Origin of the sequence: Amycolatopsis nivea, from assembly GCF_004522235.1 — a bacterium.
Lineage (GTDB): Bacteria > Actinomycetota > Actinomycetes > Mycobacteriales > Pseudonocardiaceae > Amycolatopsis > Amycolatopsis nivea.
In genome coordinates this window covers 72619-86628 of sequence record NZ_SDLT01000031.1, presented here as the reverse complement: position 1 = coordinate 86628, position 14010 = coordinate 72619, and the positions used below count along the sequence as shown (strand labels likewise).

At 69.8% G+C, this 14010-nt stretch carries 13 protein-coding genes; 9 read left to right on the top strand and 4 right to left on the bottom strand.

Going from position 1 to position 14010, the window contains the following annotated elements:
• Nucleotides 1-62: 62 nt before the first annotated feature.
• Complete coding sequence (locus EIZ44_RS30620; RefSeq protein ID WP_134732712.1) at nt 63-1250, top strand: FAD-dependent oxidoreductase; 1188 nt, start codon at nt 63-65, stop codon at nt 1248-1250.
• On the opposite strand, the gene EIZ44_RS30615 is transcribed toward EIZ44_RS30620, so the two are convergent.
• Genes EIZ44_RS30615 through EIZ44_RS30605 form a run of 3 tightly spaced genes read right to left on the bottom strand, consistent with a single transcriptional unit; the run spans nt 1217 to nt 3202 of the window.
• Entirely contained in the window at nt 1217-1825 is a 609-nt protein-coding gene (locus tag EIZ44_RS30615; RefSeq protein ID WP_134732711.1) for a CPBP family intramembrane glutamic endopeptidase, read from the bottom strand. The two genes, EIZ44_RS30620 and EIZ44_RS30615, sit on opposite strands and share 34 nt — an antisense overlap.
• Complete coding sequence (locus EIZ44_RS30610; protein WP_134732710.1) at nt 1822-2718, bottom strand: NAD(P)H-binding protein; 897 nt, start codon at nt 2716-2718, stop codon at nt 1822-1824. Before EIZ44_RS30610 ends, EIZ44_RS30615 begins: the two co-directional genes overlap by 4 nt.
• Before the next feature lie 37 nt (nt 2719-2755).
• The gene (locus tag EIZ44_RS30605; RefSeq protein WP_134732709.1) at nt 2756-3202 is read right to left on the bottom strand and encodes a MarR family winged helix-turn-helix transcriptional regulator; all 447 of its coding nucleotides are present in this window, start codon (nt 3200-3202) and stop codon (nt 2756-2758) included.
• A 45-nt stretch (nt 3203-3247) separates the two neighbouring features.
• Here EIZ44_RS30605 and EIZ44_RS30600 point away from each other — a divergent pair, with 45 nt between their 5' ends.
• From EIZ44_RS30600 to EIZ44_RS30580, 5 genes are all read left to right on the top strand, one after another.
• Entirely contained in the window at nt 3248-3607 is a 360-nt protein-coding gene (locus EIZ44_RS30600) for a hypothetical protein (protein ID WP_134732708.1), read from the top strand.
• Nucleotides 3608-3680: 73 nt separating this feature from the next.
• The gene (locus EIZ44_RS30595) at nt 3681-4595 is read left to right on the top strand and encodes a 3-oxoacyl-[acyl-carrier-protein] synthase III C-terminal domain-containing protein (protein WP_238608023.1); all 915 of its coding nucleotides are present in this window, start codon (nt 3681-3683) and stop codon (nt 4593-4595) included.
• Between the two features lie 12 nt (nt 4596-4607).
• The gene (locus EIZ44_RS30590; protein ID WP_134732707.1) at nt 4608-5894 is read left to right on the top strand and encodes a type III PLP-dependent enzyme; all 1287 of its coding nucleotides are present in this window, start codon (nt 4608-4610) and stop codon (nt 5892-5894) included.
• A complete protein-coding gene (locus EIZ44_RS30585; protein WP_134732706.1) occupies nt 5894-6676 on the top strand; it encodes a beta-ketoacyl-[acyl-carrier-protein] synthase family protein in 783 nt (260 codons plus the stop codon). Before EIZ44_RS30590 ends, EIZ44_RS30585 begins: the two co-directional genes overlap by 1 nt.
• Before the next feature lie 41 nt (nt 6677-6717).
• On the top strand, nt 6718-7362 hold the full coding sequence (locus EIZ44_RS30580; RefSeq protein ID WP_043839341.1) for a LuxR C-terminal-related transcriptional regulator: 645 nt from the start codon (nt 6718-6720) through the stop codon (nt 7360-7362).
• Between the two features lie 70 nt (nt 7363-7432).
• Here EIZ44_RS30580 and EIZ44_RS30575 read toward each other — a convergent pair whose 3' ends face one another.
• Nucleotides 7433-8713, bottom strand: a complete 1281-nt coding sequence (locus EIZ44_RS30575) for a sensor histidine kinase (RefSeq protein WP_134663261.1) — start codon at nt 8711-8713, stop codon at nt 7433-7435.
• Nucleotides 8714-8850: 137 nt separating this feature from the next.
• Here EIZ44_RS30575 and EIZ44_RS30570 point away from each other — a divergent pair, with 137 nt between their 5' ends.
• From EIZ44_RS30570 to EIZ44_RS30560, 3 genes are all read left to right on the top strand, one after another.
• Entirely contained in the window at nt 8851-9648 is a 798-nt protein-coding gene (locus EIZ44_RS30570) for an ABC transporter ATP-binding protein (protein ID WP_134732705.1), read from the top strand.
• On the top strand, nt 9648-12221 hold the full coding sequence (locus tag EIZ44_RS30565) for an ABC transporter permease (RefSeq protein WP_134732704.1): 2574 nt from the start codon (nt 9648-9650) through the stop codon (nt 12219-12221). Before EIZ44_RS30570 ends, EIZ44_RS30565 begins: the two co-directional genes overlap by 1 nt.
• A gap of 91 nt (nt 12222-12312) precedes the next feature.
• On the top strand, nt 12313-13989 hold the full coding sequence (locus EIZ44_RS30560; protein ID WP_134732703.1) for a phytoene desaturase family protein: 1677 nt from the start codon (nt 12313-12315) through the stop codon (nt 13987-13989).
• Nucleotides 13990-14010: the final 21 nt, after the last annotated feature.

Below are 14010 nucleotides of genomic sequence, written 5' to 3'. Positions count from 1 at the left end.
TTAGCCGACGTCAATGCCGAGATGGTGCGGAAGCTGCTCGACGGCCTCGAACCGGGGGCGGAATGACCGGCGTGGTCGTCGCAGGCGGCGGACCCGGCGGCATGATGCTCGCCTACTTGCTCGGCCGCGCCGGAATCCCGGTCACGTTGCTGGAAGCGCGCCAGGACTTCGACCGCGACTTCCGCGGCGATTCGCTGCACCCCTACACCCTCGAACTGCTCGACCGTCTCGGCTTGGCCGACCGGCTGCTCGCCATTCCGCACCACAAAGCGCGCTTCTTCCGCTTCCACACCCCGGCCGGGTCGATCACCACCGCCGACTACGGCAAGCTCTCCTCGCCGTACAACTACGTCGCCCTGATGCCGCAGGCGCACTTCCTCGATTTCCTCGCCGCCGAAACCGCCGCGCTCCCGGGCGCGAGCGTGCGCACCGGTGCCAAAGTCGTCGATCTGAACCGCGATGACGACGGCCGGATCACCGGCGTCCGCTACCGCGACGACACCGGTACCCACGACCAGCCCGCCGCGCTCGTGGTCGGCGCGGACGGCCGCTTCTCCCGAATCCGCCGCCTGGCAGACGCTCCGGCGCGCTCCCTCGGCGCCACCACCGACCTGCTGTGGTTCCGGCTCCCGCACCGTCCCGAGGATCCGCCGGACGCCGACGTCGACCTCTTCTTCGGCCGGCACCACTATGTCGGCCTGCTCGCCGGGACCAGCGGTTGGCAGGTGGGGTACAGCCTGCCCAAGGGCGGCTACGCGGAGGCGCGCGAACAGGGCGTCGGCCCGATCCGGGCGTTCCTCGCCGAGCACGTGCCATGGCTGGCTGACCGTGCCGAGCTGCTGACCGATTTCAGCCAGACGACCCTGCTGTCGGTCGACATCTCCCGGGTGGAGCGCTGGTGGCGGCCGGGGCTGCTGCTCATCGGCGACGCCGCGCACGTCATCTCGCCGGTCGGCGGCAACGGAATCCTCATGGCGGTCCAGGACGCCGTCGCCGCGGCCAACCACCTCGTGCGGGATACGTCCGACGCTGCCCTCGCGCGGATTCAGGCCGAACGCGAACCCGCGATCCGGCAGGTGCAGGCACAGCAGGTCCGGCTGGAACAACGCGCCGCTCGCGCGAGGGAGCGTGGTCGTCCCGCCGCCCCGCCGTATCGACTGCTGCGTTTGCTCACCGGCATCCCGGGCGCCCGCGCTCGCGCCGCCCGTGCCAATGCCTACGGACCTACTCCGCCGGTGCTGGAATCCTGAGGCGGGAAAAGCCGCGGCAGGAAGCTGATCATCAGGGCGGACCAGGTCACGTGCGTCAACAAGGGTGCCTGAACACCGCCGCCCCAACGGCGTTGCAGCGTGAAGAGCGTTCCCATGGTCGCTGACGCCAGCACCAAGGCCGGATTCCGTGTCGCCGTGGTCGACAGCACGTACATCGCGGTCGAGGTTCGCGCGCCGAACGCGTCGTAAAGCGTGCCGCGGAAGAAAATCTCCTCAGCGGCACCGGTTACGAGCGTCGTCGTCACCACGGTCGGCGTCGAACCGTGATGGGCGTGGCCGAGCACGCCGGTGATTGCCCGGCGCAGCAACGGAATTCGGCGAGCGACCAGTGCGCAGCCGTAAAACCCGCCGAACGCGCCCGCGCCCGCCAATACCGGCTGCACGACGGCGGTACGACCTCGTGGCACCGGGCCAGCCGCGCGCGCTCCGGCGAACCAGGTCGCCGCGACCGACGCGGTCAGCGCGTGAAACCGGCGCGACCCCGGCTTGCTCGCCAAGGACGCGCCCAGCAGCCCGGAGCCCGCCGCGGTCACCGCTGTCAGGAGCTTCTTCACTTGGCCCGCCGACGCCGCGCTCGTTCGCCCAGTGCTTGCAGCACGGCGTCGTTGTAGCCCATCGGCTCGAAGTCGACGATGCGGCGGATGGCGTCGTCGCGGACGACGACCTCGTTGCCCATCGAGTCGATCAGCGCGCGCCCGGTCGTGGCGTCGATGTCGGTGACCAGCGAAAGCCAGTAGGACGACAGCCGGGGTGTGAGCAGCGGGACCGGCACGATCGCCAGCATCCGGCCCTCGATCACCGCGACGCGCTGCAGCATGTCCCGGTAGGTCAGCACTTCCGGGCCGCCGATGTCGAACGTCCGGCCCTCGGTCTCGGGATGCTCCAGCACGCCGGCCAGGTAGCGGACGACGTCGGCGAGCGCGATCGGCTGGGTGCGCGTCCCGACCCAGCGCGGCGTGATCATCGCGGGCAGGCGTTCGACCAGCTGGCGGGTCAGCTCCCACGACGTGCCGCCGTGCCCGATGACGATCCCCGCGCGCAGCACGGTCACCGGCACTCCGGTTTCCGCCAGCAGTTGTTCGACCTCGCGTCGGCTGGCCAGGTGCGCCGACAGCGAGTCCGCGTCGTCGCCGAGACCGCCGAGGTAGACGATCCGGCGCACTCCCGCTTCCGCGGCGGCACGGGCGAACGCGCGGGCCGCGGCGGCGTCGCGCTGCTGGAAATCGGTGCTGTCCAGGGAATGCACCAGGTAGTAGGCGGCTTCGACGTTCTTGAGCGCGTCCCGCAAGGAACCGATGTCGGCGACGTCGCCGTGGACCGGCTGACCGGCGCCGCGGTAGCTGTCCGGGCGGCGGGTCATGGCGAGCACGTCGTGCCCGGCGTCGATCAGCGCCGGGCACAACCGTCTGCCGACGAACCCCGAGGCTCCGGCGACCAGTACCCGCATGCTTGCGACGGTAGCCGGACGAGCGGAATTCCGCTGATCACCGCTGCCGGTCCGTCATGAGCTTGCCCATCAGCCGCGAGAGCGCCTCGTCCAGCTGGCCGCCGAGCCGCGAGCCGAGCACGGCGGCCAGTTCGGCGTCGACGGCCGCCGCGAGCGAACCCATCTCGGCCAGCAGGGTTTTCCCTTCCGCGGTGACGGTGAGGATGTGCTTGCGCCGGTTGTCCGGGTCCCGGCGTCGCTCGATGAGGGCGCGCTGCTCCAGCTGGTCGGCCAGCCGGACGACCAGGCTGGGACTCACCCGCATGAGCCGGGCGATGTCGTCCTGGGTCCGGGCGAAACCCTGGTCGACCATGGCGAGCGTCCCGAGGTGTTTGGGCGTCAGCCCGGTTTCGCGCAGGTGCCCGGCGAAGTCGTTGGCCAGGTCGGTGCCGAGCACCATGAGCCGGAAGGCCGCGGTCTCGGGCAAGGAGCTGTCGGTCGCCACGCGGGTACTCTATCATCTGTGCACAGTTCAATTTGTAAATAGTTGATGAGTGAGGTAATGATGATCGTCCTGGTGGTGGCCAATGCCGTGCTCGCGGTGGTCAGCGTTGTTTTCGCGGTGGTGGCGGCCGTGCGGCCGGCGGCGTTGAGCCACAGCGAGGCGCCGGCGAACGGCGAGAAGTTCTACAGCTGGATGTACGCGGTCAGAGCCGTGCCGCTGGGCTGCGCGGCCGCGGTGGTGCCGTTCATCTGGTCTGGACCAGTCTGCGCGGTGGTCCTGATCGCGGCGGCGGTCGCGCAGGCCGGAGACGTCGGCATCGGGATCTTCCGCGGGGAAAAGGGGATGATCGCGGGAAGCTCCGTGGTGGGCGCGGTGCATGTGCTCACCGCCGTCGTGCTGTGGTGAACGAAGCCGGTTGAAAGCCGCGCGTCAGCGTCACGTCAGTGCCGGTTGCGACGCTGTCGGGGTGACGTGCCTGATGTCTGTGTCCAGTTACCTGCCCGCCGCGGTGCCGATCGCGACGCTGCAGGACGCGCTCGGCCTCACCGACGCCCAGTTGCGCAGGCTGCATCGCATCTACGGGTTGTCCGAGGTCTGCCGGTCGCCCGAGTCCGAGGCCGAGATGCTGCTCGGCGCGGTCGCGAAGCTCGACGGGTTCGCCGGGGTCGAGGAACGCGTCCGCTACGTGCTGCGGCCCAAGACCGTGCCCGCGGCGTCGCCGCATCCGTTCGATCCGTTGGCCGAAGTGCAGCAGCGGCTGGGGCTGCAGAACGCGCTCGCCTTCACCGTCACTGATCACGCGTGTGCGTCCGGGCTGCTCGCCCTCGACCTCGCCGGCGCACTGCTCGAACAGGACGGCGACCCGGACGCGCTGGCGCTGATTCTCGCTGGGGAGAAGGCTTTCACCCCGGCCGCGCAGATCATCCCGGACGTCGCGGTGATGGGCGAGGGGACCGCCGCGGTGCTGGTCGCGCCTGGCGGGCAACGGGATCGGCTGCTCGGCTACGCGACGACGACGCTCGGCGGTCCCGGCGGCGAGGTCATCACGAACGAAGAGCAGAACAAGGTGTTCCGGCAGATCTATCCGGACGCGCTGGGCGACGTCACGCGCGCCGCCCTCGAGGCCGCCGGGTGCGCGGCGGGCGATCTTGCGCTCGTCCTTCCGCACAACGTCAACAAGGTTTCGTGGATCCGCGCGGCGGAGGCGATGGACGTGCCGCGGAAGCGGATCTTCCTCGGCAACGTCCCGCGCACCGGCCATTGTTTCTGCGCGGACCCGTTTCTCAACTACCACACCGCGACCCGGCTCGGGCTGCTGAACCCGGGCGAGCGCTACCTGATGGTTTCGGTCGGCCTCGGCTCGACGTTTTCCGCGATGGTCTTCGAACACTAGGAGCAGAACCTGATGAGTACGGAACTCGAGATCGAGGGCGTCGGGATCACCGAGCTGGCCGACCGTTACGGCACCCCGCTGTTCGTCTACGACGGCGGCGAGCTGTCCGGCCGGATGGCCCGGCTGCGGCGGGAACTGCACGACAGCATGGAGGTCTTCTTCTCGCTCAAGTCGAACCCGAACGTGTCGATTTTGGCTGTGCTGCACGACAATGGGGCTCGCGCGGAGGTTTCGAGCCTCGCCGAACTGCGCACCGCACGCCGTGCTGGAGTGTCGCCGAACGACATCATTTTCCTCGGTCCGGGCAAGAGCCAGGCGGAGCTCGAAGCCTGTCTGGACGAGGACATCGCGGCGATCGTCTGCGAATCCTTCGGGGAACTCGCGTTGATCGACCAGCTCGCCGCGGCGCGCGGAGTGCGAGCGCGGGTGGCGTTGCGGGTCAACCCGAGCTTCGCGGTCAAGGGGTCCGGGCTGACGATGGGCGGGAAGCCGCGCCAGTTCGGCATGGACGAGGAACAGCTGTTCGCTGCCGAGGACCTGGTTTCGCGGCACACGAATGTGCAGATCATGGGCGTCCAGGTCTACATGGGCACGCGCATTCTCAGCGAGGAATCGGTGGTGGAGAACACCACGCGCATCTTCGCGCTGGCCGAACAGCTGTCCGCGCGGCTGGGCTTCGGGCTCGACCTGGTCGACGTCGGCGGCGGGCTGGGCGTGGCGTACTTCGACGGGGAACGCGACCTCGACCTCGATCTGCTGACCTCGCGGCTGAACCCGGTGATCGACGAGTTCGCCACGCGGCATCCGGACACTCGGCTCGTGATGGAGCTGGGCCGCTACCTGACCGCGATGAGCGGCACCTACGTCGTGCGCGTCCGTTACGTCAAAACCTCGCTGGGACAGAACTTCGCGGTCGCTGACGGCGGCACCAACCACCACATGGCGGCGGTCGGCATCGGCTCCTACGTCAAGCGCGATTTCCCGATGCGGCTGCTGAACCGGATCGACGAACCGGCCACCGAAACCTGGCAGATCACCGGCCCGCTGTGCACGCCGAACGACGTGCTGGGCAAGAAGATCCCGTTGCCGCCGGTGCAGCCGGGCGATCTGATCGGAGTGGAACGCTCCGGTGCTTATGGCCCGAGTGCGTCACCGGTGCTGTTCCTCAGTCACGGCTATCCCGCTGAGGTTTTGGTCCATGATGGACAGTCCTATGTGATCAGTGAACGGGACCAGCCGGAGGACCTGCTGCGCCGCCAGCACCTGCACCGGCTGCCGGTTCCCGCGGTGGAGGGCTGATGTTCAGTGCCGGCGCTCCCGTGGCGGCCACGCGGACCTCGCCGTTCGCCGTGCTGCCGATGGGGCTGAAAACCGTGCTGCACCGGCGTTTCAGCTCTGGCGCCGACCGGCTCGACGGCCCAATCATGACGCGGTACTTCACCGATCTGGCCGCCGGACACGACGTCGGCTACTCGCCGGAGCTGGTCGCCCAAGCGCAAGGCAACACGTTCATTTCCCTGGCCCGGGAACTGCTGCACGACCAGGTGAGCGAGCCGATCGACCTGGTCGTCGTCGCCCACGACGGCCCCGATTTCGACCCGCGGCTGTCCGCTCCGGTCAACCTGACCGCGGTGCTGCCGGGCGGCCCGATGACGTACTCGGTCTCCGGACAGGGCCCGCTCGCCGGTTTCCTCGCCCTGCGGGTGGCGGCCGGATACGCGCGCCGGAGGCCGATGCGGCGCGTGCTGATCCTCGTCATGGAGCAGCGGGGAATGCCGTACGCCGGAGCACGCCCGCCCGTGGACGCGGCGGCCGCGCTGCTGTTCGAGTCCGGAGCAGGCAGTACTCGCGTTGCGCTGCTGCCCGGAATCGACCCGGCTGATGCTCGAGCCGAGGCTGATCGGCTCGCGTCGGCGGATCGTTATGGGCCGGGTTTGGCTGGCGGGTCGGTCGCGGAAGGACGCTCCGCTACCGCCTTGTGGGCCGAGCCGCCTGCGGTTCTCGCTGATTACGACCCGATTCGCGGGACTCTGGGAATTTGCGCCTTCGCCGGGGAAAGCGAGCCCTCCGCGCCCCTATAATCGGGAGCGGAACTGCCGCGGCGAAGAAAAGGTGAAGATCTGTGCGCGTGGTCATCGGCGAAGACCAGTTCCTGCTCCGCGACGGGCTGGTCCGGCTGCTCGAAGCGCACGGGATGACGATCGTCGCGGCGCTCGACAACGGGCCGGATCTGCTGAACGCGCTGGTCACGGAGAAGCCGGACGTCGGCGTGGTCGACATCCGGCTTCCGCCGTCGTTCACCGACGAGGGGTTGCGCGCGGCGATCGAGGCGCGCCGCCAGGTGCCGGGGCTGCCGGTGCTGGTGCTGTCGCAGTACGTCGAACGCTTGTACGTCAACGAATTGCTGGCCGACGGTGCGGGCGCGGTCGGCTACCAGCTCAAGGACCGGGTGCTCGACGGCGATCACTTCGTCGACGTCCTGCGCGGGGTCGCCGCGGGCAACACCATGATGGATCCCGAGGTGGTGTCGCGGCTGTTCACGCACAACACGCGCGACGTCGCGCTGGAGAGCCTCACCCCGCGCGAGAACGACGTGCTCCGGCTGATCGCCGAGGGGCGGTCCAACAGCAACATCGCCGCCGAGCTGTTCGTCACCGAAAAGGCGGTGTCCAAGCACATCAACAACATCCTGGCGAAGCTGCAGCTGCCGGTGTCCGAGGACAGCAACCGGCGGGTGCAGGCGGTGCTGGCCTACCTGCGCCGCTGACTGTGCGCCGATACCGGGCGTCGTGCGTGGCGATACCCGGGCATCGCTACTCACGACCGGCGCTGAGCGTTCAGCCGATCGGCCGGCACGGGATTTCGATGACCACCGAGGTCGGGCCGCCGAGCGGGCTGAGCACGGTGAGGAATCCGTCCAGCGGGGCGAGTCTGCGTTCGAGTTCCCGCAGGCCGGTGCCCTTCGCCGGGTCCGCGCCGCCGTTGCCGTAGTCGGTGACCGTGATGGACAGCCGTCCGGCGGAATGGTGCATGTCGATTTTCCCGGAATCCGCGCCGGAATGCTTCATCGCGTTGTTGAGCACCTCGGAAACGGTGAAATACGCGGCGGTCTCGACGGCGGGCGCGAACCGGCCGGGGAGGTCGACGGTGGTCTCCATCTCCAGCGTCGCTTCCATCCCGAGTTCGCGGACCGCGTCGGCGAGACCGCGGTCGACCAGCACCGGCGGCTGGATCCCGCGCACCAGATCGCGCAGTTCCTGCAGTGCTTTCACTGAGCTCGCCTTGGCCTCTTCCAGCAGGCTCTTCGCGGCTTCCGGCTGCCGTTCGGCGAGTTTCGCGGCCGCGTCGAGCGTCATTCCCATCGCGACCAGGCGGGCTTGCGCGCCGTCGTGCAGATTGCGTTCGATCCGGCGCAGTTCCAGCGCCTGGTGGCCGACCGCGTCGTCGCGTGTGGTGGTGAGGTGCTGGACGCGCTGGGCGAGCACGGTGCTTTCGGACGGGGAAAGGAATTTCGCCGCCAGCGCCGCGTGCAGTTTCAGCAGGTGCGGGGCCGCCCACAGGACGAGCGGGAAATGCAGCAGGCCCAGCACGACCGCGATCCAGGCGACGGCCGGGTTGTCCACCGGCAGCGCCACGTACCAGTCGCCGAGCCACAAATCGTCCAGAACCGGGTAGAGCAACGGCATCAGCAGCCCGCGCACGCCGTCGACCACCAGCGCCAGCGGGGCCAGCGTGAGCAGGCACCCGATCGTGCAGTCCACCAGCAGCCAGGCCGTGTCCCGCCAGGTGGCACGGTCGGCCAGCAACCGCGCGAACACCTGGAAGAACCGCGTGCCCTCGGGCAGCGGGAGATACGGTTGCGGCACCTCCCGCCCGGTCCAGGCGCCGTGCAGTTTCCGCTGCAGATTGGCGACCGCGCGGACGGCGTACACCACCGGCGGAATCAGGAAGACCCCGACGCCGACGCCGAGCAGGGAAGCCGCGCAGGCCAGGAGCGCGAAAAGCACCACCTCGACCGGTGCGAGCAGACCCAGCGCGGTGCTGTGCAGCACGGCGAGGCCGCCCCGCGCGAACCAGGGCTTCGGCGCCGCCGGCTCGCGGGCATCGGTGGAGGGCATGTCCCGATTATGTGCTGTTCCCGGCTTTCCCGGCAGGGGTGCTAGGACCAGTCCGGATCGAAGAGTTAGCACCATCGGAATCCGCCCTTGCCGCTCGTAGGTTTCTTCTGTACCCGACGCGCCTGGGAGAGTGACCGATGTACCAGTCCGGACAGCCAAGCACGGATGCGGTGACGCTCCGCTCCGTCACCAAGTTCTACGGAGGGAACCGGGCCCGCGTCGTCGCACTCGACGGGATCTCGGTTTCGTTCGCCCGCGGCAGTTTCACCGCGGTGATGGGACCGTCCGGTTCGGGCAAGAGCACGCTGCTGCACTGCGCGGCCGGGCTCGACCAGCCGGATTCGGGCACGGTCGTGCTGGCCGACCAGGATCTCGGCCGGCTCGACGAGGCGCAGCTGACCCGGATGCGCCGAGACCACATCGGATTCATTTTCCAGCAGTTCAACCTGCTGCCGTCGCTCGACGTGGTCGACAACGTCACGCTTCCGCTGCGGCTGGCGGGGACGAAGGCCGATCCGGCGCTGGTGAACCGGATCATCGAGCAGGTCGGGCTCGGCGGACGGCGCGGGCACCGCCCCGGTGAATTGTCCGGCGGCCAACAGCAGCGCGTGGCGATCGCCCGCGCGCTGGTCAGCCGTCCGCACGTGACCTTCGCCGACGAGCCGACCGGCGCGCTGGACACGACGTCGGCGAGCGAGATCCTGGACCTGCTGCGCGCCGCGGTGCGGGCCGAAGGGCAGACCATCGTGATGGTGACGCACGATCCGGTCGCCGCCTCCTACGCCGACCGGGTGCTGTTCCTCGCCGACGGGCAGTTCGCCGGAGAGTTGCACGAACCGACCGTAGACGAGGTCGCGCGCGGCCTGACCGCGTTGAGCGCACGCACGACGCGGCTCGGCCGCGACGGCCGGAACACCGTCGGGACGGTGCGCTGATGCTGCGCCTTGCCCTGAGCACGCTCCGGTTCCGCAAGGCCGGATTCACCGCGACGTTCGTCGCGCTGCTCGTCGGAACCGCGATCGTGATGGCGTGCGGCGGGCTCATGCAGACCGGGATCTCGCCGCGGGTGCCGCCGCAGCGGCTGGCCGAGGCCCCGGTGGTCGTCGCGGGCGACCAGCACTACAACCTCCCGCCGACGAATCCGGGCACCGAGGACGAGGACCACGAATCCGCGACCCTGCCCGAACGGGTGCGCCTCGACGCGTCGCTCGGGGCCAAGATCGCGGCCGTTCCGGGCGTCGCGAAGGTCATTCCCGACGTGTCGATCCCGGCGACGCTGCCCGCGGATCCCGACGTGAAACTGGTACGCGGCACCGCGTTGGGGCACGACTGGGCGACCGCCGAGCTGGCCCCGTATTCGCTGACCGACGGGCGGGCTCCGCAGCGCAGCGGCGAAGTCGTGCTCGACCAGTCGACGGCCGCGGCCACCGGGGTCGCCTCGGGCGGTTCGGTGCAGATCGCCGTGCGCGGCGGGGTCCGGTCCTTCCAGGTGGTCGGAATCGCTGTCGCGGGCGGAAAAATAGCTTCCGACGCCGTGTTCTTCTCCCACGAAGACGCTCTCGCGCTTACGCCCGCGACCGGTCAGGTCGACGCGTTCGGCGTGCTTCCCGCCGCAGGCACGGATCCGGCCGCGCTGAGCACCCAGATCGCGAACGTGGTCCGCGACCAGCACGCGGTCGCGCTGACCGGAGTGGCGCGCGGGACGGCCGAGTTCGCGCAGGCCAGCGACGGCGGCGAAATCCTGGTGATCCTGGCCGCGGTGTTCGGCGGGCTGGCCGTGCAGGTCGCGTTGTTCGTGGTGGCCAGCACGCTGGGTCTGTCGGTGCAGCAGCGGCGGCGCGAGGTCGCGTTGCTGCGTGCGGTCGGCGCGACGCCCAAACAGGTGAGCCGCATGATCACCGCGGAGTCGATGGTGATCGGGATCCTCGCGACCGTGCTGGCCGCTTTCCCCGGCGAACTGCTCGGGAACTGGCTGTTCGACCGGCTGTCCGGGTTCGGCGTCTTCGAACCGGTGCTGGCGTATCACCAGGACTGGATTCCGACCGCCGCCGGCGTTCTCGTGGGCCTGCTGTCCGCGTGGGGCGCGGGATTCGTCGCGGCACGGTACGCCGGGCGGACGCGTCCGGTAGAGGCGATGCAGGAACTGGTCTCGCCGAAGCGCTGGCTGACGTCGTTCCGGCTGTGGTGGGGCATCGGCAGCCTGATCGGCGGCGTGGCGCTCGCGTACCTGACGATCACCGTGATGGACGGACCGCTCGCCGCCAGTACGGCCGGTCCGGCGGTCACGCTAGTCGCGGCGGCGGTCGCGCTCTTCGCGCCGGGGATCACCCGGGTGATGGTCGCCGTGCTGCGGGTTCCGGTGCGGGCGGTGAGCGGGCTGTCCGGCTATCTCGCGATGGCCAACGCCCGGGTGCGCTGGCTGCCGATGTCCGGTGCGGTCGTGCCGGTCATGCTGGCCACGACGCTGGCCGTGTTCATGCTCTACTTCCAGACCACGCAGGTGGAATCGGCGAAGCAGAAGTACGCGTCGAACCTTTCGGCGGACGCGGTCGTCACTTCGTCGACCGGCGACGTCGGCACCGGGTTGCTCGACAAGGTCCGGGCGCTGCCCGGGGTGGGCACCGCTTCGGCGTACGTGACCAGCAAGGGCTACAACGAGAAGCCGTCGGACTCGAGCCAGGACGAGGACGGGCTGGCGTTGACCGGGGTCACCGGTGACGCGGTCGCGAAGACCCGGGCGTCCGAGGTCGCGACCGGTTCGCTGGACGCGTTGCAGGGCAACACCATCGCGCTTCCGGTCGACAACGCGACCCGGCTGCACGTCAAGGTCGGCGACGAGATCGGCCTGCGGCTCGGTGACGGTGCGCAGGTGCGGTTGCGCGTAGTGGCGACCCTGCGCTCGGCGGCGGAGTTCGCGACGGCGTTGCTGCCCGCGGGCACGCTGGCTCCGCACACGACCGACGGGATCGCGTCGCAGGTGCTCGTCACCGCGGCGGCGGGCACGAGGGTCTCCCAGCTGATGAGCACGCTCGACGGGCTGGCGCAGTCCTCGCCCGGCGTGCAGGTCGCGAACCGGGACACGCTCACCGCCAAGTTCGTGCAGGAACAGGAAGCGAACGCGTGGGTCAACTACCTCGTGGTCGGCATGATCCTGCTCTACGCGGCGATCTCGGTGGTGAACACGCTCGTGCTCTCGACCGCGCACCGGCGGCGCGAGTTCGGCCTGCAACGGCTGGCCGGGTCGAGCCGGGGCCAGGTGCTCGGAGTGATGGCTGTGGAGGGGATCGTCGTCGCGATCATCGGCGTGGTTCTCGGCACCGCCGTCTCGCTCGCGATGCTGGTCCCGTTCAGCCAGGCGGTGTCCGACAGCTGGCTGCCGTATGGTCCATTGTGGATTTATGGGGTGGTGGTCGTGCTCGCGGTCGTGGTAAGCATGGTCGCCACGCTCTTCCCGACGTGGCTCGCGGTGCGCGGCAAGACCTCGATCGCCATGCTCTCTCCTGAATAGGTGACCCCTGGGCGGCCGCCCGCCGCTGACTGCCCCCAGCTGTCAGCGCGCGGTCAGCCCGGGGTCACCGCCCCGCCGTAGCGTCACCGGCATGAGTCCGAACGAGGCGGGAAGCCCTTCCTGGGACGCGATCGTGATCGGGTCCGGGATCGGCGGCCTCGTCTGCGCCGGCTACCTCGCCGCCTTCGGCCGCCGGGTCCTGGTGCTCGAACAGCACGACGTCGCGGGCGGCAACTGCCACATGTTTCGGCGGCGGCGCTCCTACGAGTTCGACATCGGCGTGCACTACCTCGGCGACTGCGGGCCCGGCGGGCTGCTCCCGTCGCTGCTGGCCGGGCTCGGCGTCGGCGACCGGGTGCGGTTCCGCAGGCTCGATCCGGACGGCTTCGACCGGATCGTGCTGCCGGGCGTGCGGTTCGACGTGCCGGAAGGCTGGTCCCGGTACGGGGACCGGCTGCTCGAGACCTTTCCCGCGGAGGCCGCGGCACTGCAGGAGTACCTGGCGATCTGCGGCGAGATTGCCGCGTCGGCCCGGTATTCGGCGAGTGCTCAGCCGGTCTTGGGCGGTTCGCCCGCGGTGGTGCGCTGGAGCCGGCGCAGCCTGAGCCGTCTGTTCGACCATTGTGGACTGTCCGCGGCCGCTCGCACGGTGCTGGCCGCGCAGTCCGGCAACTACGCCTCCTCGCCCGCGAACACCGTTGTCGCGGCGCACATTCGCATGCTCGACGACTACCTGACCGGCGGCGCGTACTACCCGGTCGGCGGCGGCCAGATGCTGGCGGCCGCGCTGGTGGAGCAGCTCGAAGCGCACGGCGGCCAGCTGCGCACCAAAGCCCGCGCCGCGCGGATCCTGATCGAGGACGGTCGCGCGGCCGGCGTGGAGCTGACCGACGGAGACGTGCTGCGCGCGCCGCTCGTCGTGTCCAATGCGGACTATCGGCGCACCGTGCTGGAGTTGTGCGGCGGCCGGGAAAACTTCCCCGAAGGCGTCGTCCGGCGCACCGAAGACGCGGTCATGCGGCTGCCGCTGGTCACCAGTTATGCGGTGGTGGCCGCGGAACTGCCCGAAGCGTCCGAGGCCAACATCTGGTACTGGCCGAGCGGCGACGTCGAAAGTGCTTACGCCCGAACGGAAGCGGGCCAGTTCGACGAGCTGCCGTTCGTCTTCATCTCGTCCGCGTCGCACAAGGATCCCGGCAATACCGCGGTCTGCCCGCCCGGACACACGAACCTCCAGATCATGACCGCGTGCCCGCCCGGCTACGCACCATGGGGCGTCACCGATGGACCGGCGTCCGGGCTCCGCTACCGACGCGTTGCCGAATACCGCGCGGCCAAAGAGAAACTCGCCGCCTGCCTGCTCGACCGCGCCGAAGAGGTGCTCGGCCCGTTCCGGGACCGAATCGTCTACCTCGAATCGGCCACCCCGCTCACGCAGGAGCGCTACACGCTCGCCACCGGCGGAGCCGCGTACGGACTGCAGTCCTGGGGCCCGCACGGACGGCGGCCGGACGTGCGGACCGCGGTGGAAGGACTGTTCGTCGCCGGACAGGACGTCCACGGCGGGGGAGTCGTCGGAGCCGCGGTCGGCGGTGCGCAATGCGCCGAAGCGATTCTCGACCGGCCGGTGCTGGCCGAAGCCTACGACGGCGCGGTCTTCGCCGACCGCGCCCTGTTGCCCGAACGCGGCCACGACTGGGATCCGCTGCGGATTTCCCGCGGCCAGGCCCGCCGCGACGCCCGCGGATTCGCTCCGACGGCGCGCTGAACCCCGTGTAAGGAGAAGGAG

Coding starts and splice junctions, on each gene's coding strand:
- EIZ44_RS30620 (WP_134732712.1), top strand. CDS start 63: ATGACCGGCGTGGTCGTCGCAGGCGGCGGACCCGGCGGCATGATGCTC.
- EIZ44_RS30610 (WP_134732710.1), bottom strand. CDS start 2,718: ATGCGGGTACTGGTCGCCGGAGCCTCGGGGTTCGTCGGCAGACGGTTG.
- EIZ44_RS30600 (WP_134732708.1), top strand. CDS start 3,248: ATGAGTGAGGTAATGATGATCGTCCTGGTGGTGGCCAATGCCGTGCTC.
- EIZ44_RS30595 (WP_238608023.1), top strand. CDS start 3,681: ATGTCTGTGTCCAGTTACCTGCCCGCCGCGGTGCCGATCGCGACGCTG.
- EIZ44_RS30590 (WP_134732707.1), top strand. CDS start 4,608: ATGAGTACGGAACTCGAGATCGAGGGCGTCGGGATCACCGAGCTGGCC.
- EIZ44_RS30585 (WP_134732706.1), top strand. CDS start 5,894: ATGTTCAGTGCCGGCGCTCCCGTGGCGGCCACGCGGACCTCGCCGTTC.
- EIZ44_RS30575 (WP_134663261.1), bottom strand. CDS start 8,713: ATGCCCTCCACCGATGCCCGCGAGCCGGCGGCGCCGAAGCCCTGGTTC.
- EIZ44_RS30570 (WP_134732705.1), top strand. CDS start 8,851: ATGTACCAGTCCGGACAGCCAAGCACGGATGCGGTGACGCTCCGCTCC.
- EIZ44_RS30565 (WP_134732704.1), top strand. CDS start 9,648: ATGCTGCGCCTTGCCCTGAGCACGCTCCGGTTCCGCAAGGCCGGATTC.
- EIZ44_RS30560 (WP_134732703.1), top strand. CDS start 12,313: ATGAGTCCGAACGAGGCGGGAAGCCCTTCCTGGGACGCGATCGTGATC.